16 protein-coding genes are annotated in these 19,768 nt (G+C 44.7%); 11 read left to right on the top strand and 5 right to left on the bottom strand.

Going from position 1 to position 19,768, the window contains the following annotated elements; translation table 11 throughout:
* Positions 1 to 180: 180 nt before the first annotated feature.
* Complete coding sequence (gene ccsA / locus INQ51_RS03500) at positions 181 to 3,240, bottom strand: cytochrome c biogenesis protein CcsA (protein ID WP_233376502.1); 3,060 nt, start codon at positions 3,238 to 3,240, stop codon at positions 181 to 183.
* Positions 3,241 to 3,682: 442 nt separating this feature from the next.
* On the opposite strand from ccsA, the gene INQ51_RS03505 reads away from it, so the two are divergent.
* A complete protein-coding gene (locus tag INQ51_RS03505; RefSeq protein WP_233376503.1) occupies positions 3,683 to 4,444 on the top strand; it encodes a hypothetical protein in 762 nt (253 codons plus the stop codon).
* Positions 4,445 to 4,505: 61 nt separating this feature from the next.
* Here INQ51_RS03505 and alaS read toward each other — a convergent pair whose 3' ends face one another.
* Entirely contained in the window at positions 4,506 to 7,127 is a 2,622-nt protein-coding gene (gene alaS / locus INQ51_RS03510) for an alanine--tRNA ligase (protein ID WP_233376504.1), read from the bottom strand.
* A gap of 178 nt (positions 7,128 to 7,305) precedes the next feature.
* On the opposite strand from alaS, the gene INQ51_RS03515 reads away from it, so the two are divergent.
* The 5 genes from INQ51_RS03515 to INQ51_RS03535 all read left to right on the top strand — a co-directional run bounded on the left by INQ51_RS03515 (position 7,306) and on the right by INQ51_RS03535 (position 11,469).
* Complete coding sequence (locus INQ51_RS03515; RefSeq protein ID WP_233376505.1) at positions 7,306 to 8,286, top strand: M23 family metallopeptidase; 981 nt, start codon at positions 7,306 to 7,308, stop codon at positions 8,284 to 8,286.
* Between the two features lie 141 nt (positions 8,287 to 8,427).
* Positions 8,428 to 8,781: a MerR family transcriptional regulator gene (locus INQ51_RS03520; protein ID WP_233376506.1), complete on the top strand. Its 354-nt coding sequence runs from the start codon at positions 8,428 to 8,430 to the stop codon at positions 8,779 to 8,781.
* Complete coding sequence (locus tag INQ51_RS03525) at positions 8,768 to 9,865, top strand: Nif3-like dinuclear metal center hexameric protein (RefSeq protein ID WP_233376507.1); 1,098 nt, start codon at positions 8,768 to 8,770, stop codon at positions 9,863 to 9,865. The genes INQ51_RS03520 and INQ51_RS03525 overlap by 14 nt, the downstream gene beginning before the upstream one ends.
* A gap of 125 nt (positions 9,866 to 9,990) precedes the next feature.
* Positions 9,991 to 10,767, top strand: coding sequence for a zinc ribbon domain-containing protein (locus tag INQ51_RS03530; protein ID WP_233376508.1), 777 nt, complete (start codon positions 9,991 to 9,993; stop codon positions 10,765 to 10,767).
* A gap of 135 nt (positions 10,768 to 10,902) precedes the next feature.
* The gene (locus INQ51_RS03535; protein ID WP_233376509.1) at positions 10,903 to 11,469 is read left to right on the top strand and encodes a GNAT family N-acetyltransferase; all 567 of its coding nucleotides are present in this window, start codon (positions 10,903 to 10,905) and stop codon (positions 11,467 to 11,469) included.
* 318 nt (positions 11,470 to 11,787) lie between these two features.
* Here INQ51_RS03535 and INQ51_RS03540 read toward each other — a convergent pair whose 3' ends face one another.
* The 3 genes from INQ51_RS03540 to INQ51_RS03550 all read right to left on the bottom strand — a co-directional run bounded on the left by INQ51_RS03540 (position 11,788) and on the right by INQ51_RS03550 (position 13,814).
* On the bottom strand, positions 11,788 to 12,573 hold the full coding sequence (locus INQ51_RS03540) for a TPM domain-containing protein (RefSeq protein WP_233376510.1): 786 nt from the start codon (positions 12,571 to 12,573) through the stop codon (positions 11,788 to 11,790).
* An 80-nt stretch (positions 12,574 to 12,653) separates the two neighbouring features.
* Entirely contained in the window at positions 12,654 to 13,118 is a 465-nt protein-coding gene (locus tag INQ51_RS03545; RefSeq protein WP_233376511.1) for a TPM domain-containing protein, read from the bottom strand.
* A 117-nt stretch (positions 13,119 to 13,235) separates the two neighbouring features.
* Positions 13,236 to 13,814 (bottom strand): LemA family protein, encoded by a 579-nt coding sequence (locus INQ51_RS03550; protein ID WP_119437420.1) that lies wholly within the window; start codon positions 13,812 to 13,814, stop codon positions 13,236 to 13,238.
* A gap of 125 nt (positions 13,815 to 13,939) precedes the next feature.
* Here INQ51_RS03550 and INQ51_RS03555 point away from each other — a divergent pair, with 125 nt between their 5' ends.
* The 5 genes from INQ51_RS03555 to INQ51_RS03575 all read left to right on the top strand — a co-directional run bounded on the left by INQ51_RS03555 (position 13,940) and on the right by INQ51_RS03575 (position 19,721).
* The gene (locus INQ51_RS03555; RefSeq protein ID WP_233376512.1) at positions 13,940 to 15,940 is read left to right on the top strand and encodes a urocanate hydratase; all 2,001 of its coding nucleotides are present in this window, start codon (positions 13,940 to 13,942) and stop codon (positions 15,938 to 15,940) included.
* Between the two features lie 278 nt (positions 15,941 to 16,218).
* Positions 16,219 to 16,659 (top strand): bacteriohemerythrin, encoded by a 441-nt coding sequence (locus tag INQ51_RS03560; protein WP_233376513.1) that lies wholly within the window; start codon positions 16,219 to 16,221, stop codon positions 16,657 to 16,659.
* Positions 16,656 to 17,747: a hybrid sensor histidine kinase/response regulator gene (locus INQ51_RS03565; protein WP_233376514.1), complete on the top strand. Its 1,092-nt coding sequence runs from the start codon at positions 16,656 to 16,658 to the stop codon at positions 17,745 to 17,747. Before INQ51_RS03560 ends, INQ51_RS03565 begins: the two co-directional genes overlap by 4 nt.
* Before the next feature lie 177 nt (positions 17,748 to 17,924).
* Positions 17,925 to 18,740, top strand: coding sequence for a DUF3667 domain-containing protein (locus tag INQ51_RS03570; protein ID WP_233376515.1), 816 nt, complete (start codon positions 17,925 to 17,927; stop codon positions 18,738 to 18,740).
* Positions 18,741 to 19,175: 435 nt separating this feature from the next.
* Positions 19,176 to 19,721 (top strand): hypothetical protein, encoded by a 546-nt coding sequence (locus INQ51_RS03575; RefSeq protein WP_233376516.1) that lies wholly within the window; start codon positions 19,176 to 19,178, stop codon positions 19,719 to 19,721.
* Positions 19,722 to 19,768 lie beyond the last annotated feature (47 nt).

Consider the following 19,768-nt stretch of genomic DNA (forward strand, 5'->3'; position numbering starts at 1 on the left):
AAATGTTCCACATAATAACAATCGACTAATAATCAATATATTGACAAATACAAAATCGACTATCGGAGCCAATTGTTCCAAAAATGAAAAACGAAGACCGCTCCAAGCATACCATTTCTTCCCCAACAAGTATTGGCGGTATTCTTTTACGAAACCTTTTTCAGCTTATCTGATTGCTGCTTATTCAGCAAGCTTCTTTTCGTATTTCGATTCTTTAATGTAGGCCCAAAGCATTAATCCGCCCAACACGGCAAAACTTATCGGAACCGCCGGGTTTACGCCGTCGGCTACACCTTTTCCGTACGAATGCAGTCCTGACAAATAATAATTGACGCCGAAATAGGTCATCAACACAGAGGCAAAGCCAAGTATCGACGCAAAATTATAATTGTAGGCTCCTTTCAAAGAAGGAATCATCCGCATGTGTGCAATAAACGAATAAATCACGACGGTGATCAGCGCCCAGGTTTCTTTGGGGTCCCAGCCCCAGTAACGCCCCCAGCTTTCGTTGGCCCAAACACCTCCCAGGAATGTTCCGATAGTAAGAAAATACAGACCCACTGTTACCGACATCTCGTTAATGGTGGTAAGCTGCTCAATAAAACCGCTTACTTTGCCCGCATTCTTTTGGCTCCGCAGTACCATGAAAATCATGGTCAGTACTCCCAATATCATACTTAGCCCAAAGAATCCGTAACTGGCAGTAATAATAGCCACGTGAATAGCCAGCCAGTACGATTTAAGCACCGGTACCAGCGGCGTTACTTCCGGGTTCATCCAGCTAAGGTGAGCCACAAACAACGCAATGCCCGAGAGAAAAGCGGCGGTTCCGATTACCATCGGGTATTTGCGGCCAAAGATAAGGCCGGCCAGCATGGTTGCCCACGCCACGTATACCACCGATTCGAAGCCGTTGCTCCAGGGCGCGTGCCCCGAAATATACCAGCGCAAAGCAAGCCCGGCGGTATGCACCAGGAAGAGGATCACGATCAGTGCAAAAAAACCGTATTTGAAAAACTTTGGCAATGGTTTCTGCCTGAATATGTTTACAAACAAAACAAACAACAGCAGGGTTCCAAACAACAAATAGAACGGGAAGATCCGCTTAAACGGATTAACCTTGTTGTATAAAATCTCCAGGTTTCTTTTGGTTGGGCTTGGCAAAAGTGCCGCCCCGTACTTGGTTTGAAAACTTTCGACTGCCTTTAGCAATTGAACGGCGTCTTCGTTGTTGTTATCATTAATGGATTGAATCAACAGCTGAAATCCGCTTTTGATAAAAATCGAATCACCGTCGGTGTATTCCGTGGCATTGGATCCCGGAGCGTACCAGGTGTCTTCTCTTCTTTCGCGCGGATAGATATGAAAAATAGCCCCCTGGAAAACCATAAAACAGATGTTAACCCGCTCGTCGAGGTAAATATATTCCTTCTCAAGACGGTTACGCATGGCCGGTGCTTTTGCATATGCAGCCCGCACCTCGTCAATGATCCGGTAGTTTCCGTTGCTGTCAAACAGCATATCGGCTGCCAGGTATTTACCCTGCACCCCCAGTTCCACGGCGAGGTCTTTCTCCGAAACCCGGATAATCGGAAGCGTGCGCCATATTTCAGGATAAGCCATCATGCTCAATACCACCTCGTCGGACGATTTTCCGTAAAGCGTCGAACTCTTGCTCACTTTCCGAACAATCTCGCTGGTCAGTGTCGAGATCGGTTCAATACGTCCGTCAACTCCCTGCACCCACAGCTGGCCAAACTCTTCCACCACACTTTTATCGATGGGAGGAAGCGACGCTTCTGCTCCACCCTGGGCGGAGGCCGACATCGAAAATCCGCCTACAATTCCCAAAATAAGCACCGCACTTACTGAAATATTTTTGAGCTTTTTCGCCAAAAAACGGAAATACGAGTTTTTGTTGATCAGCGAAAGCATCATTCCCACAATCAGTAAGAAATAGCTGAAGTACGAAACCCAGGTTCCCACAAAATCATAGTTGACGGAAAGGATGGTTCCCTTTTCATCGGTATCGTACGACGACTGGAAAAATTTATACCCGCGATGGGTAAGTGTATTGTTCATAAAGATTCGGATATCACGGTTGATGTTGCGTTCGCCGTCGATCAAAACTGCTTCGGAGGCAAACGAAGACGGAGATTCCGACCCGGGATAACGCTCCAGCTGAAAGTCTTTTAAATAGATACTAAACGGCAGGTAAAGCGGTCGCGCACCGTAAGCCAGTTTTAGTTTTCCGCTCCCCAGCGGCACACTGATGGTATCGGGCGCCATTCCGGAATGCCCGTAAACCGGTACCGTTTGTTGTTTCACTCCGTCGGAAATCTCAATAAGAACGGCATTTTCGTTGGTCTCGCTTTGATTTTTCACTGCAGTAAAACTAGCACTCGGATGAAAATTGCGAACCAGGAAACGGAAATCGTCAAACCCGTATAAAAACATCGATTTTACAGCAATCGTATCTCCGGGAGGAAGTGTCACCGTTTCCTGCGAAGCCATTGTTGTTTCTTCGAGGGCCACTTCTGAACGCATAAACAGGGCACCGTCTTTCATAAAGAAATTCACCATCCGGTGATCGCCCGATTCAAATCCTGCCGTAAACCCGGGGTAATTCAGTACTACACCACGCGTAAAAGTGTAGCTTTGCATGCCTTGTCCGCCGGGTGCTGCAAAAACAAAATCGATGGCCGGCTGGCCCGAGTCGGAGGGAACAGCCTTTCGCACGGCGTTTTCAATAAAGCCTACCGATTTTACTTTTACGTTACGCCCATCCACGTCAAATTTTGCGGAAAACTGTTTCGGAACCACTTCCGAGAACCGCACTTTTGATTCTTTGTGCTGGTCTTCATAAGCCGCATAAAAATAATCGTCGGAAGAAAGAATGTAATTTGCCGCCTGGTTTTCACGGATGTGCATCATTCCTTCAAAACTAAAATACCGGGTGATGGCCCCGCCCAAAATCATGATCAGAAACGACAGGTGAAAAATACCTAGCGTATAGCGGCGTGTGGAAAACAACCGGTAACGAACCAGGTTGTTGATCAGGTTAAGCGCAAACAGGCCCCAAAGCACTTCAAACCAGCGGGTATTATAAACCAGGGCTCGCGCAGAGGGTGTTCCGTAACTACTTTCAACAAAAGTAGCGATCGCCATCGAAAATGCGAGGGCTAGAAAAATAAAGGCGGCAAAAGGCATGGACGTTATAAAGGCATAGAATTTCTTCATTTATTCAGAAATTAGTCCGAAGTCCGAAGTTGGAAGCCGGAAATTTTTGTTAAAAAATTAAAAGGCTGAAAATAATTTTTATTTAGAATAAATCAAAGGAAGAAAGAAAAATCGAAAATGCTTTTTAGTATCCTAAAATTACTATACTTAAACCTTTCCCCCTACTAACAATCTGTCATGCAACATGTTTACAAAACTTACAGCTATTGCGTTCCATTTTTTCACTATTTTTAATGCAGTAATAACCCAACGGCTTTAACCGGCCACCTAAATAAGAAAGATGCACATCACATTCGTCACAAAACTTTCACGACTGGTTTAAGGGCCTTTCCGGTATTCTCCGCCCGGCAAGGCAAAGAGGAGTTTCAGGAGAAAGCAAAATCTTTTGAAAAAGAAATAAACAGCGCTTTATCATTCCACTAACCAATACACTTCAATAAAAATGAAACCTCTGTACTCAGTCTTCACAGTTGTACTTGCATTACTGGGAGCTTCCTGCGGATGGACAAATCAGGAAGAAAAAGAACCCGGTTTTCAGGAACAAAAACCAAAAGTCGATACGATATATTATGTGGATACAGTTTACATTGACTCTCTAATATATCCCGAAGCTTATTATCCGGAAAAATGTCCTGAAGATATTGGATGCACACCATCGGCAATTACACTACCGAAAGATTTTAACGGGCATTTTTTCTATTTCAAAAAGTGGGATACGCTTAGGATTGAAGACGGTACTGTGATTAATTATCTTGGAGGATGGCAGGACACTACCTATATCCCACCCGATTATATTATTGAATCTGAAAGAGGGGACACAAATGATTCTACTGTTTACATTTGCACTGACACTATATTCATCAAAAAAACGATGTCAATTAACTATGCTATTTTTCAAACATATATTGGTAATGAGACAATAATTGACACCGTAAAATTCCCGACTGTTTTCTGGATCTCGCGAATGCATAATTGCACACGCTGGCATGGATACCTTGAAGATTGTTCAATTAATGTGGAGAAGTATATAAAACACTGGGAAACTCAGTATTATACAATCCGAGATGGGAACTTTCTTACCATCATTGATAATCTAATTCCGTTACGAGTCCCCTTGAGTAACCAACAAATCTATATGTTTGATATCTACGCTTACCGTGACACCGAACATGGTGGTAATGATATAATCTTTTATCTTAAATAAAAAAGAACCGCTTCCTTGTTTAAAGAAGCGGTTCTTTCCAATTCGTTCAACAAAACCTCAATTACTGCAAAAACGAAAGTGCTTTTTCAATGGCAGCCTCCAGTCCGGCAACATTTTTACCGCCGGCAGTGGCATAAAACGGCTGACCGCCGCCGCCGCCCTGAATTTCTTTTCCGGCTTCACGAACAATCTGCCCGGCATTCAGTCCTTTTTCGTCTACAATGTTCTCGGCAATCATTACCGTAAGATTTGGTTTTCCATTAATCTCGGCTCCCAATACCAAATAAAGGTTTTCCACTTCACCTTTGAGCTGGAAAGCCAGGTCTTTCAGTAAAGCGGCACTGTCGATCATTATTTTATCGGCGATAATGTTTACGCCTTTTACATACATGATTTTACTTTTCAGGTTGGCCTTGGTGATTTTCAGACTTTCACGCTGAAAATTCTCGATTTGCTTCGCAAACTCCGAATTCTGCTGCAACAAAATACCGATGCTTTCCAAAACATTGGCCGACCCTTTTACGGTGTCCCTGATGCTGGTCAATATATTCAACTGATCGTTGATGTACTTTTCGGCACGGTCGGCAGTAATGGCTTCAATTCTTCGAACCCCGGCTGCAATGGCGCTTTCCGAAACAATTTTCAGCAAGCCGATCTGGCCGGTTGCGGCAACGTGTGTTCCCCCGCAAAGCTCCATTGATTCGCCAAACCGGATGGTACGCACCACATCACCGTATTTTTCGCCAAACAACATCATCGCTCCGGCATTTTTTGCCTCTTCAATGGGCATCTCGCGGTTTTCCTCCCGCACTGAATTCTGCCTGATTTTTGCATTCACCCTTTTCTCTACTTCCGCAATTTCCTCATCGGTCATTTTCTGAAAATGAGAAAAATCGAAACGCAGGTGGTCGGCATTCACCAGCGATCCCTTTTGCTCCACATGTGTGCCCAGCACTTCGCGCAGGGCGGCATGCAACAGGTGGGTCGCCGTATGGTTATTCGCAATTTTCTGACGACGCTCAACATTTACCACCGCCGTAAAATATTCGGATGGATTTTCGGGTAGTTTTTCTACCAGGTGAACGATCAGGTTGTTCTCTTTTTGTGTATCGTAAACAGCGGTTTTAACTCCATCGAACTCAATGTAGCCATGATCCCCAACTTGTCCGCCCGACTCGCCGTAAAATGGAGTCTGATCAAAAACCAACTGGTAAAATGTCTTTTTCTTTTGAGTGACTTTGCGGTAACGGGCAATGCGAACTTCTGCCTCCAGCTTATCGTAGCCCAGAAACTCGGTTTGTTCTATTTTGCGCAATTCCACCCAGTCGTCGGTTTCCTGCACAGCTGCATTTCGCGAGCGGCTTTTCTGTGCTTCCATCTCCACAGCAAAACCTGCGCTGTCGACACCCAATCCGTTTTCACGCGCAATCAATTCTGTTAAATCGAGTGGAAAACCATAGGTATCGTACAAAACAAAAGCATCTTTACCCGCAATTTCTGCAGCGCCTTCATTTTTTACTTTTGAAACAATGTCATCCAGTAATTTTATCCCGGTCGACAAGGTACGCAGGAACGACTCTTCCTCTTCCTTGATTACTTTTTCAATCAACACCTGCTGGCTCACCAATTCGGGGAAAGCATCTCCCATGGTTTGCTTCAGTACGTCGATCAATTTAAAGATGAAAGCTTCTTTGAATCCGAGGAAAGTATAACCGTAACGTACCGCACGACGCAAAATACGACGAATAACGTAGCCGGCCTTGTTGTTTGATGGCAACTGGCCATCGGCAATGGCAAAAGCTACGGCACGCAGGTGGTCAGCAATCACGCGCATGGCAATGTCTGCTTTTTCATCCTCGCCGTATTTCTTTCCGCAAAGCTTTCCTATTTCAGCAATGGTGCTTTGGAAAACATCGGTATCGTAATTCGAAGTTACGCCCTGCAAAACCATGCAAAGACGCTCAAACCCCATTCCGGTATCCACATGTTTTGCCGGTAATTCTTCCAGAGTTCCGTTGGCTTTCCGGTTAAACTGAATAAAAACCAGGTTCCAGATTTCAATCACCTGCGGGTGGTCTTTGTTTACCAGTTCGCGGCCCGACAGTTTATCAACTTCCGCCTGCGGACGCAAATCCACATGCACTTCAGAACAAGGGCCACAAGGACCGGTGTCACCCATTTCCCAGAAATTGTCTTTTTTATTTCCGTTCAGAATGCGTTCCTTGGACAGGTATTTTTCCCAGTATCCGGCGGCTTCGTCGTCGCGTGCCTGGTTGTCATCGGCACTTCCTTCAAAAACAGTAGCGTACAAACGTTCAGGATTGATCCCCATACGTGTCACCAGAAATTCCCAGGCCCAGTTAATGGCTTCTTCTTTAAAATAGTCGCCAAACGACCAGTTCCCCAACATTTCGAACATGGTGTGGTGATAAGTATCCAGCCCAACTTCTTCCAGGTCGTTGTGTTTTCCGGAAACACGCAAACACTTTTGCGTATCGGCTACACGCGCCCATTTTACAGGTTCGTTCCCCAGGAACTGATCCTTAAACTGGTTCATCCCGGCATTTGTAAACATCAATGTTGGATCACCCTTCACTACCATCGGGGCAGAGTTGACAATCTGGTGATTCTTTTCCTGGAAAAAATCGAGAAAAGCCTGTCGTATTTCTCTGGAAGTCTTCATATTATCGCTAATGTTTTATTCCAATGTGTTAAAAAATCTAAACACAAACACAAGAAAATCACTAATTATGAGTTATTTACTTACATTTGCGGCGTGAAAATATCACGTTTTTTAAAGAACGCAAAGTTATACGATTAAATTAATATTGTAAGAAACATAGAAAAAAAGGGGCCTGTTTATGGCAAGAAAGAAGTATAAATTTAACCCTGACACTCTTAATTACGAAAGCATTGGCTTAACCTGGAGAGAAAGAATTGTAAAAGTTCTGACTTATCTGTCGAGCAGTGTGGCGATGGCCTTGCTGTTTGTGGTTGTCTTTCTGAGTTTTTATGAAACGCCACGTTCAAAGGCATTGAAGCGTGAAAACCAGCGATTGCTCACTCAATACGAATTGTTGCAAAAAGACATGAACAAGGTTGAAAAGGTTTTGACCGATCTTCAACAACGCGATGATAATATTTACCGGGTAGTTTTTGAAGCCGAGCCAATCCCTGCTGCGGTACGTGAAGCCGGTTTTGGAGGTACCAACAAATATTCGCACCTCGAAAACATGGACAATGCCGACCTGGTGATCGAAACCGCTAAAAAGCTGGATGTACTGGCCAAGAAAACCTATATCCAGTCGAAATCATACGACGAGGTGATGGAAATGGCGCTGAACAAAGAAAAAATGCTCGCCTCGCTTCCGTCGATTATGCCCATCCGAAACAAGGAATTGAAAAGAACGTCCAGTGGCTGGGGATATCGTATGCACCCGATCTACAAGGTGAAAAAGATGCACTGGGGGCAAGACTTTACCGCTCCGATCGGAACACCTATTTATGCGACAGGCGATGGTGTTATTACCGAAGTGGAAGGATCCAAAAGAAGCAAAGTCGGACTCGGACTGAATATAAAAATCGACCACGGTTTTGGCTATGAAACGGTTTATGGTCACCTGAATGAGTTCAACGTAAAACGCGGCCAGCACGTAAAACGTGGCGACATTATCGGTTATGTAGGAAATACGGGTGGTTCAACTGCTCCTCACCTTCATTACGAAGTACACAAAAACGGGCAGAAATTAAATCCGATGTACTACATGTTCCAGGATCTTACGCCACAGGAATACGACAAAATGATTGCGATCTCGTCCAACATCGGACAATCGCTCGACTAAACGTTGCATGCGCAAGCAAAAGATATGTTCAAAAAACTTTCATCAGAAAACCTGATGGAAGTTTTTTGTTTGCATCAATTTCGGAAAACAATTTTGCCGCGGTTCTCAATTCTAATTATCTTGCAGTTCAAAATCTGAAAATTGCCTTACAAAAAGCCGGAAATAGAAAAAATCTACTATTCGATGGGAGAAGTTACCGAAATGTTTGGCCTCACTCCATCGAATATTCGCTACTGGGAAAACCAGTTCGAAGCGCTAAAACCATTTAAAAACAAAAAGGGCAACCGGCTTTTTACCAAGGAAGACCTTGAAACCATCCGCCTGATCCATTACCTGGTAAAACAACGCGGCCTGACGATTAAAGGGGCCCGGCAAAAACTAAAAGAAAACCGCGAGGATACGCTGAACAACTACGAGATTGTAAAAAAATTACAGGACATCAGGCAGGAGCTGGTAGAAATCAAAGAAAGCTTAGAAGATCATGACGAAAATTAAAGATATTACCCATTATTTGGAAACCGTTGCCCCGCTCCGTTTGCAGGAATCATACGACAATGCAGGCTTAATCGTAGGCGACAACCAGGCGGAGCTCACCTCCATTCTGGTTACGCTGGATGTAACCGAAGAAGTGGTGGAAGAAGCCATCCAGAACAAGTGCAACCTGATTGTTGCACATCACCCGATCGTTTTTTCAGGACTGAAAAAAATTACCGGGAAAAATTATGTGGAGCGCACTTTGCTAAAAGCCATCAAAAACGATGTTGCGATTTATGCCGCGCATACCAACCTCGACAGTGTTACCGGGGGTGTAAACGGCAAAATATGTGAAAAGCTGGGGCTGACAGATTGCCGTATCCTCGAACCAGCAGGCGGGCTGCTAAAAAAGCTGGTGACTTTTGTCCCTGTCGACCATGCAGAAAAAGTACGACAGGCTGTTTTTGCTGCCGGCGCCGGGCACATTGGCAACTACGACTCGTGCAGTTTTAATGCACACGGACAGGGAACCTTCAGGGGAAATGACAGCACTACGCCTTTTGTGGGAGAAAAGGGAGCCCATCATTACGAAAACGAAATCCGTTTCGAAACCATTTTCCCTTCCTACTTACAGGGGCAAATTGTTTCGGCACTGACTACTGCTCACCCTTACGAAGAAGTAGCCTACGATATTTATCCGCTCGACAATAAATTCAACCAGGTTGGAATGGGAATGCTGGGCGTTCTGCCCAAAGAAAAAACAGAGCGTGAAGTATTGAAGCTGCTCAAAAATACCTTTCACACCGGGGTGATCCGGCACACGGCACTTCAAAATAAAAAAGTGAAGAAAATTGCGGTTTGCGGAGGCGCCGGTTCCTTTCTTCTGAACCAGGCCATTGCAGCGGGCGCCGACTTTTTTGTGACCGGCGATTTTAAATATCACCAGTTTTTTGATGCCGAAAACAAAATTGTAATCGCCGATATCGGACATTTTGAGAGCGAACAATTTACTAAAGAACTTTTTTATGAGTTACTTACGAAAAAATTCCCTAAATTTGTCGTCCGTTTGTCAGAGGTGAATACCAACCCGGTTTTTTACTTCTGATTTTTGGTTGGAAACAATTGGTTGATCATTGAGAACCAACTGGTTCATCAAAACAAAACGCAACAAAAAGGGTTACAGTTACAGACCCGTTTATTTGGAGAAAAATAAAATTAAATAGAACGAGCATGAATGCACCTTATTCAAGGCAAGAAGACAAAGACATTTCGATTGAAGATAAACTGCGCGCATTGCACGAGCTGCAAAGTGTAGTTTCAGAAGTGGACAAGATAAAAACCCTGAGGGGTGAGCTTCCGCTGGAAGTACAAGACCTGGAAGATGAAATCGCCGGATTGAAAACCCGTTTGGTGAACCTTGACGACGAAATCAAGAATTTGGATACGGCCATCAACAACAAAAAGATCGCCATCAAAGATTCTCAGGGCCTGATTGCAAAATATACGGAACAGCAAAACAACGTTCGCAACAACCGTGAATTTGATTCTTTGTCAAAAGAAATTGAATTCCAAAACCTGGAAATCGAGCTTTCAGAAAAACGGATCAAGGAATTTACCGCTGAAATGGCTGCAAAAAAAGAAGCAATTGGCTCTTCTAAAACACAGCTAAGCGAGCGCGAAGAAGACCTGGACCGCAAGAAAACCGAGTTGAGTGAAATTACGGAAGAGACCAAGATCGAGGAAGAAAAGCTAAAAGCAAAAGCCGAAAAGATCGAGTCTTTTATTGAGCCTCGTTTGTTGACTGCTTTCAAACGTATCCGCAAAAATGCACGTAACGGATTGGCAGTAGTTACCATTCAGCGTGATGCATGCGGTGGTTGTTTTGCCAACATTCCGCCACAGCGCCAGCTGGACATCGCCAGCCGCAAAAAGATCATTGTTTGTGAATATTGCGGACGTATTTTGGTGGATGAAAAAATCAATGTTGTGGAAGACATTGCCGAATAAGCAAAAGAAAATCCTAAATATCAAAAAGCTGGTTCGCATTTCACGAGCCAGCTTTTTTTATGCAGTATATCCCGATCAAACGCCAGTCAAATTTATTCAAGCGGAAAATTCCGGATAAAAACAGAAACACTTACCATGATAATAAGAGAAGCCACCTTAAACGATGCTGCCGCCATTACAACACATTTACTGTCGGCAATGGAAGACATTGTATATAAATTCATAGGGGAGGAAAACCCGCAAAAAGCAGAAGAATTCCTCTACCATTTTGTAAGCTCGGAAAACAACCAGTATTCGTACCGGAACTGTGTGGTGGCCGAAGAAAACCAGCAAATTATTGCAGCTGCCAGCGTTTACGAAGGAGCACGACTGGAAGAATTGCGTGCGCCGGTTGTTGAGTATGTAAGAGCTAATCACAACAAACGTTTTGCCCCTGAAGATGAAACACAAGCCGGCGAATATTACCTCGATTCACTGGGGGTGAGCCCGGAGCACAGGGGAAAAGGCATTGGTTCCAAAATGCTTCAGTTTTTAATCGATAAATACGTGGTAAAGAACCACCAGACTTTGGGATTACTGGTAGAGGAAGAAAATACCGGCGCCATGAAGTTGTACTCACGGCTGGGTTTTAAACCCGTTACCACGAAGCAGCTGGTAGGAAAACAATTGTTCCACCTTCAGATAAACGAGTCTTGTCTTTAATAAACTCAGGAAGCTAAAAAGAATCAGGTCTTTTCCGGATGAAATATTCATGATACATGGATATCACCAACAGAAATGAAAGTATTCTTAGTTTCTGACTTAACTCTCCCTCTTCTCCCTCTCTATTTTTAGAGAGGGACGATTGTATCGAAGGCACAATCAGGGTGAGTATAAATATTATAACCCCATTTTGTTATTGGTTTTAGAGATACTTTCAGAAAAAAGCCGCCTCCGGTTTCCCGAATGCGGCTTTTGCTATTGCTTGAACATTATTTTAAGTTCTCTCTGAACTCTAAACTTTGAACTCTGAACTAATTTCTACCAACTTCCTCCGGCACCACCGCCACCAAAACTGCCACCGCCAAAGCCTCCGAATCCGCCAAAGCTACCTCCTCCGGATGAAAAATTACCAAAGGAACCCGACGAGCGGTGACTGCCCGACATCATCCCCATGGCCAGCCAAAACGGCAAACTTCTGCCCGGGGAATAAAACCGGCGCCGGCGGTTACGGCCAAACAAAGAAATAAGTACGGCAAACAGGATGATCAGAAACGGGATGCCCGCTGCACCTCCTGCCTCTACTTTTTGCCGGTATTCATCGGCACTGTATTCTCCGCGGGTAATATCCATAATCACACTGATACCGGCGGCCAAACCTTCGTAATAATTGTCTTCCTTAAAACGCGGGATCATTTCGTTGTTGACCACATCGCGGTTAACGATGGCATCGGGCAAAACACCTTCCAGTCCGTAACCGGTAGCCACAAATACTTCTCCGCGGCTATTGGCAGTTTTAGGCTTTACCAAAACCACAATCCCGTTATCCTTTCCTTTTTGGCCAACTCCCCACTTTTCACCCAGCTGATAAGCATAGTCAGCCTTATCGTAGCCTTCCAGATCAGCAACGGTTACCACCAAAATCTGGGTAGATGTTTGCCGGGCAAATTTCTCCAGCGCACTTTCCATGCTTTCATACTGGTTGTTGTTCAAAATACCGGCAAAGTCGTTTACCAACCGCGCCGGCACAGGACGTTCGGGAATTTGTGCAAAGGACACACCCATTGCACCTATCCATATCAGTACTGTAAATAATATTCTCTTCATAATGTTTTGCTTATCACCCTCTGCCTCCCGCCCCGTTTTGCATTTCCTGAAAAAGGAAAAAAGCGGAAAGTTTCACTGTTTTATTTTCCAAAAGATATTTCGTCAGAAAGCTCGTTTACATCGCCTTTCTGGTAAGGGAAGTGTGCTTTCAGCTGCTCTCCGGCTCTTACAATACCGTCAGCCAGCGCTTCGGCATACAACCCTTCTTTCATTTTCGTAATGACCACATTTTTGGTGCTTTCCCAAAAATCAGCAGGCACTTTTTGGTTGATACCCGCATCGCCCAGGATGGCGAACTTCCGGTCTTGCACAGCCAGGTAAAACAACACCCCGTTGCGAAGCTCTGTTTTATGCATTTCCAGCTTCTCAAAAAGATAAGCCGCGCGGTCGAGCACATCTCCGCTGCAACAGTTTTCCACGTGCACGCGAATCTCTCCCGAAGTATTGGTTTCGGCCACCCTGATTGCATTGGTGATCTGCAACTTGTCCTGCTCTGTAAAATATTTATGTACGCCCATTATTTCTTTCTCCTCCAGTATTTTCAAAACGAACCATCCTTACTTAAACTCTTCCCTTTCGCAAAAGCGATGATCCCGATTGCCCGGGATCAGAGTTCGTTCTCGTTGCTCATTTTTGTTTACAAGCGAACTTCTTTTATGCTGTTAAAACTGAACTTCGGGTGCCACATCAGAACCCTCGCGCGACTCGAAATACGATTTCTTTTCGAACCCAAACCAGCCGGCGTAAATCACACGCGGAAACTGGCGGATGTATGCATTGTACTGCTGTGTGGTATCGTTAAACTTTTTACGCTCCACAGTAATACGGTTCTCGGTTCCTTCAAGCTGCGCCTGCAAATCCAAAAAATTCTGGTTGGCTTTCAGATCAGGATAACGTTCCACTACCACCATCAAACGGCTTAATGCCGATGACAATCCGTCTTGCGCCTGGTTAAACTGCTGCAACGTTTCCGGGGTCATTTTTTCCGGGTCAATATGCATCGAGGTTGCTTTTGAACGTGCCTCAATAACGCCGGTCAGTGTTTCCTGCTCGTGTGCCGCATAACCTTTTACCGTATTCACCAGGTTCGGAATTAAGTCGGCACGACGCTGGTAAACGTTTTCCACCTGTGCCCACTGAGAGGTCACCTGTTCGTCCAGGTTAACCATTGTATTATAACCACAACTCGAAAATAAAAATGCACTTACAACTGCAAGTAGAACAATTTTAATACGCTTCATTTTTTCTTTCATTTAAAGTATGCCTGCAAATATTTTCAAAAAGTGCAAAAAATCATCGGTCTTTTCGGGGAAAGACCATATTTTGCCGCTGTATTTCGAATTTAATAAGATAAAACGGCCGAATCATGGAAAATTCAGCATTCAAAGCGGCGATCCTCGAAGGAATTCCCGGTGAATTGCCCCTCCCCCAACCTTACGACACGAACATTAATCACGCCCCCCGAAGAAAAGATATTTTATCGGCCGACGAGAAAAAACTGGCCCTGAAAAACGCACTTCGCTATTTCCCGCAGAAATTTCATGCGGTGCTGGCCCCCGAGTTTTTAAACGAACTGGAGCTTTTCGGACGTATTTACATGTACCGTTTCCGGCCCGGGTACGAAATGTACGCGCGACCGATTGACGAATACCCGGCCCACTCGAAACAGGCGGCTTCGATCATGCTAATGATCCAGAATAACCTGGACAAGGCCGTGGCACAACACCCGCACGAGCTGATCACCTATGGCGGTAACGGGGCAGTGTTTCAAAACTGGGCACAGTACCTGCTCACCATGAAATACCTGGCCGAAATGACCGATGAGCAAACACTGGTGATGTACTCAGGACACCCGATGGGCCTGTTTCCTTCGCATAAAAACGCACCGCGCGTTGTGGTGACCAACGGAATGGTGATCCCGAATTATTCGGGTCGCGACGATTATGAACGGATGAATGCGCTGGGCGTTTCGCAATACGGGCAAATGACCGCCGGTTCGTACATGTACATTGGGCCGCAGGGAATTGTGCACGGCACTACTATTACAGTCATGAATGCGGCACGGCTTCACTCGCCGGGCGATGCTGCCGGAAAAATATTTATCACCAGCGGACTGGGCGGTATGTCGGGCGCACAACCCAAAGCCGCGGTAATTGCAGGCATGGTTTGCGTGGTGGCCGAAATCAACCCAAAAGCCGTGGAAGTGCGCCACAGCCAGGGATGGGTGGACGAAGTTTACACCAACCTGGACGAACTGCTGGCCCGCATGAAAACAGCGCGCGAAAACAAGGAAGCTGTTTCGCTGGCTTACCAGGGAAATGTGATAGACCTGTGGGAAAAACTGGCCGAAGAGAACTTCCCGGTTGAACTGGGCTCTGATCAGACTTCGTTGCACAACCCTTTTGCCGGGGGCTACTACCCTGCCGGGCTTACGCTTGAAGAATCGAACCAAATGATGGCGGAGCAACCCGATCTGTTTCGTGAAAAAGTATACGAATCGCTGTGCAGGCATGTGGCAGCGGTGAATAAAATGACTGCCAACGGCATGTATTTCTGGGATTACGGGAATGCGTTCCTGCTCGAAGCCAGTCGCGCCGGGGCTGCTGTTACCGACGAAAAAGGAGGCTTTATTTATCCTTCGTACGTACAGGACATTATGGGCCCGCTGTTTTTTGACTACGGCTTTGGGCCTTTCCGCTGGGTGTGTACTTCCGGCGATCCCAAAGACCTGGAAACAAGCGACCGGATTGCCGCTGAAGTACTGCAAAAACTGGCAGCCGAGTCGCCTGAAGAAATTACGCGCCAGATGGAAGACAACATCCACTGGATTCGCGAAGCCGGACGCAACAAAATGGTAGTGGGCTCGCAGGCGCGTATTCTGTACGCCGACTGCACGGGGCGCACCCAAATTGCCAAAGCCTTTAACGATGCCATCCGCGACGGACGTATTTCGGCGCCGGTTGTGCTGGGACGCGATCACCACGATGTATCGGGAACCGACTCACCTTACCGCGAAACATCGAACATTTACGACGGCTCATCGTTTACGGCCGATATGGCGGTGCAAAACTTTGTGGGCGATGCTTTCCGCGGCGCCACCTGGGTTTCGCTGCACAACGGCGGCGGTGTTGGCTGGGGCGAAGTCATCAACGGTGGCTTTGGAATGTGTATAGACGGCACTCCCGAAGCCGAAGAGCGGCTGAAAATGATGCTGCACTGGGATGTGAACAACGGAATTTCACGCCGCAGCTGGGCACGCAACAAACCCGCCCGTTTTGCCATTGAGCAAGCCATGAAAGAAAACCCGCAGCTAAAGGTTACCCTGCCCGAAGAAGCGGACGATGACTTGCTGGACAGTTTGTTCTAACATAAAAGCAGGATGATATTTTTAGAAAAGATATCATCCTGCTTTCATTAAATCCTGTCTTTATCCCCACACAGGAACGTCATAAATTTAGCCGGGCGCTATTTCTTTTTTCCAATTCATCCAAAAAAAATGTACCTTTCCTACTCGTTGTAAAAAAAACAAAAAGGGAAACCAAGCCATTATTTAACGGAAGTTCACAGAAACAAAAGATGTTTCAATCAGATGTCTGGTTGTCGTATGGGAGACGATTAAGGCTGTTAAAAAGAAAGGAATGCCCTATGAAAAAAACTAATCCATCAGGTATTATCGGCTGGAAAGCGGAGTACAACACAGGAATTGACAGAATTGATTTTGAGCATAAAATTTTTCTGGAATTGGTGAATTCTTTTAAAATTGCACTCGATGCCGGAAGAACGAAAGAAGAGTTGATCAAGATACTTACTGAAATCGAAAAGTATGCCGAGTTTCATTTTATCAGTGAAGAGAATTGCATGTTTGCCATTAATTATCCCGACTACAAACAACACCAATCCCTGCATTTTGATCTGCTGGAACAATTTAACCTGGCGAAATACGAGGAACTTGGTTTTTCAAAGTTTTATGAGTTCATAAAAGACTGGTTCATTATGCATACAACGCAGGAAGACACAAGACTCAAGGAGTTTATTGATGAAAACAACATTGAATTTGATATTTTTCGCTACAACATAAGTCTATGATGAACATTGGCCTTGTCAATTTATTGATAGTTGACGACAAACAGGAAAACCTTCGGTTGATTTCAAGCTTTTTTGAAGATGCAAACTATGTTATCAAAGCAACTGCCTCTCCCGACGAAGCAATCAAAGCCTGCAAAGAAATAGAGTTTGACCTGATCCTTCTCGACATAAGGATGCCGGTTGATGGGTTTCAGGTTTGGAAATGGATTAAAGAAAGCGGGAAGAATGCTTCAACTCCCATAATTTTTATGGCCGAGAAAACCGATCTTGAAAATATTTCGAAAGCCTTTAAACTGGGATGCAGGGACATTTTAACCAAGCCCTTTCAACTCGAAGAGCTTATCTCCAAGGTTTCCACCCATTCGCTCCTGCATATCCAATACAGGAAAATCAATGAATTAATGTCGGCAAAGGACAAGATATTTTCCATTATCGGACACGACCTGAGAAGTCCGTACAATTCATTAATCGGTTTTTCAAATTTGCTGCTCGAAAACCTAAAGGAAACCCAAAACATTGAGGCAATAAAGTACACCGAGATCATCAACAGTCTTTCGGTTAAAAACCTGGAGCTGCTCGACAGCCTTTTAAGCTATGCCCGGAATCTTGAAAAAAATGCATCGCAGGCTTTTGACGAGATCAATATTACCGCTTTGATCTCCGAGATTTTGCAGGTGGTACAACCCGCGGCCTTGCTCAAAGACATTAAGCTTATTCTTGAAATTGGAGAAGTCGCCAACATTTTTGGAAAGAGGGATCTGATTGCCACCATGATCCGCAACTTCCTAAGCAACGCCATAAAATTCACCAACAGGGGAGGGCACATTTCCATCCTGACAAAAGTAACCAACGATTGGGTGGAGATTATCATTTCGGACAACGGCATTGGCATGGACGATCATCAACTAAAAACGATTTTTGACCATACGATCAAGGAATCGACACCCGGTACCAACGGGGAAGTGGGGACTGGTTACGGCCTGCTGCTCTCCAAAGAAATTATTGACAAACACAACGGGCGGGTTTCGGTCGACAGCCAAACCGGTATTGGCACCAGCTTTAAAATCAGTCTTCCTAGGTACCGCTGAAGCAGTTAAATCGTACTTCCGGAACAAAAAAGGATGACATTTTTTGAAAAGATGTCATCCTTTTTTTCTTCCCACCACCCGCCTTCGGTATTCTGCCACCCAAAAGCGGCCGTTTCAAATTCCCCCAAAAAGATTTAACTTACTTCCCTGTTGCAAAACCACTTATTCGAGAACAATATGAAACCCGACCAACCGGAGATCAGTCAATGTCCCAATTGTCAGTCACACAGTATTGACAACTATTGCAGCCAATGCGGACAAAAAATTTACCGGAAGCGTTTCACTTTCCGGGGCTTTTTTGAAGTGCTGGGCAATGCGCTGAACATCGACCGGGGCTTTATTTATACGCTAATCTGGATGTTTCGCAATCCGGGGAAAGTGGTGAACGACTACCTGAACGGAAAAACCCGGACTTATTTTAATCCGCTCAACTATATCCTGGTCATTGCCGGTATTTATGCTTTCCTGATCATATGGCTGAACATCATCGATACCAACTACGAAACCACCAACCACCTGCTGCATCCCGGCGATGCATTTGCTTCGCCCGAAGAAGAGGAACTCCGGTTAAAATGGTTCGAATTTGCCAAGCGTTACACCAACCTGATCCCTCTGCTGATGATCCCTTTTGTCAGCCTGTTTTCCAAATGGTTCTATTCCAAAAGAAAACTCTTCTACGGCGAACACCTCATCATCAACACCTTCATTTTTGCGCAAAACGTCCTTATTTCTATTCTGCTTATCCCCGCGGTACTGACCTCTCCCACGATGCTGAAACTATTCCCGTTCATCAACCTGTGTTGTACCCTGCTGTACTTTTCCTATGCCTACTTCCGCATCTTCCGGCAATCGGTGATCGTGGCTGCATTCAAAGCCTTTGCTATTTATATCGGAGGTTTTGTTGGCTTGATGCTGCTTATTTCCCTGCTGGTACTGGTAACGACAGCCGTTTCGAACATGCAGGGAATAGATCTGGTGGATTGGCTGACGTGACACAAAAAACCAATTGACACGATTTCCGGCAAACACTCCCCGGCATGTAAGTAACTAAAAGATAGCGTCCTGTTAAATTTGAAACCGTCCTGTATGCCCGCCGGGTTCCCTGTAGGCTTTTGACCCTCCCTGTAGCAATTTTTCTTCTTCCTGTTAAACAGGACACGAAAAAAAGGTACAGGATTACGAAAAAACACAACAGGGCGACAAAAAACCTAACAGGACGCCCAAAAACCTTACAGGAAACCGAAAAAGTGTTACAGGACGACCCAAAACTTAACAGGGCGACCTATCCAACATACTTTCGAAAGGCCATTGCCACAGCAAGAAGCCCCGTACTTATTGTCCGCTTGTCAAAATCTGCTTTTTAGGAAATTATGTTTATTTTTAGGAAGCCAGAAAGCGAAATTACCCAATACATTGAAAACAAAATCCATGATACTATTACATAACAATCAGGAAATAAAATTCTATGTTGATACAGAATTTGACATTCGCTATTTATCACCCGTCCAGAGATTTGTTCAATGGAAACTGGAAAGCAACAAATGGGACGATTACAATGAATTCTACCACGCTTCGAAGTTAATAGAGCAATTAAAGACTCATAATGATGTTTGGTTTGACTCACATTTGTTATTTAAAGAAGATAAAATAATCGGAGTCTTGTTTATCGTTGGCGGGAAAATAAGTCAACTGGAAAAAAAATTCAGTATCGGGAAGGAAGATGAGACTTTATTACTCAAATATTTTCACATCGTTGAGAAAGGAAATGGCTATGGAAGCCTGTGGTTAAAATCAGTAATAATGCCTTATTACCGGGAAAAAGGCTTCAAACAAATCTATCTTAATTCAAGTCACAAAGATTCATTTCCTTTTTATAGCAGATTAGGGATAAAAATATCAGAATACAGGCAAGAAAGTGATAATCGACTGAACAAGAGGGATGGAAGTAGCTTTCTGATTAAACTTGAGGAATAAATAAAACAAAAAACGCCTGGGACTATTAGGCAACGCTTAACAAAGAA

The sequence above is a fragment of the Maribellus sp. CM-23 genome (assembly GCF_021354595.1).
Classification (GTDB): Bacteria; Bacteroidota; Bacteroidia; order Bacteroidales; family Prolixibacteraceae; genus Draconibacterium.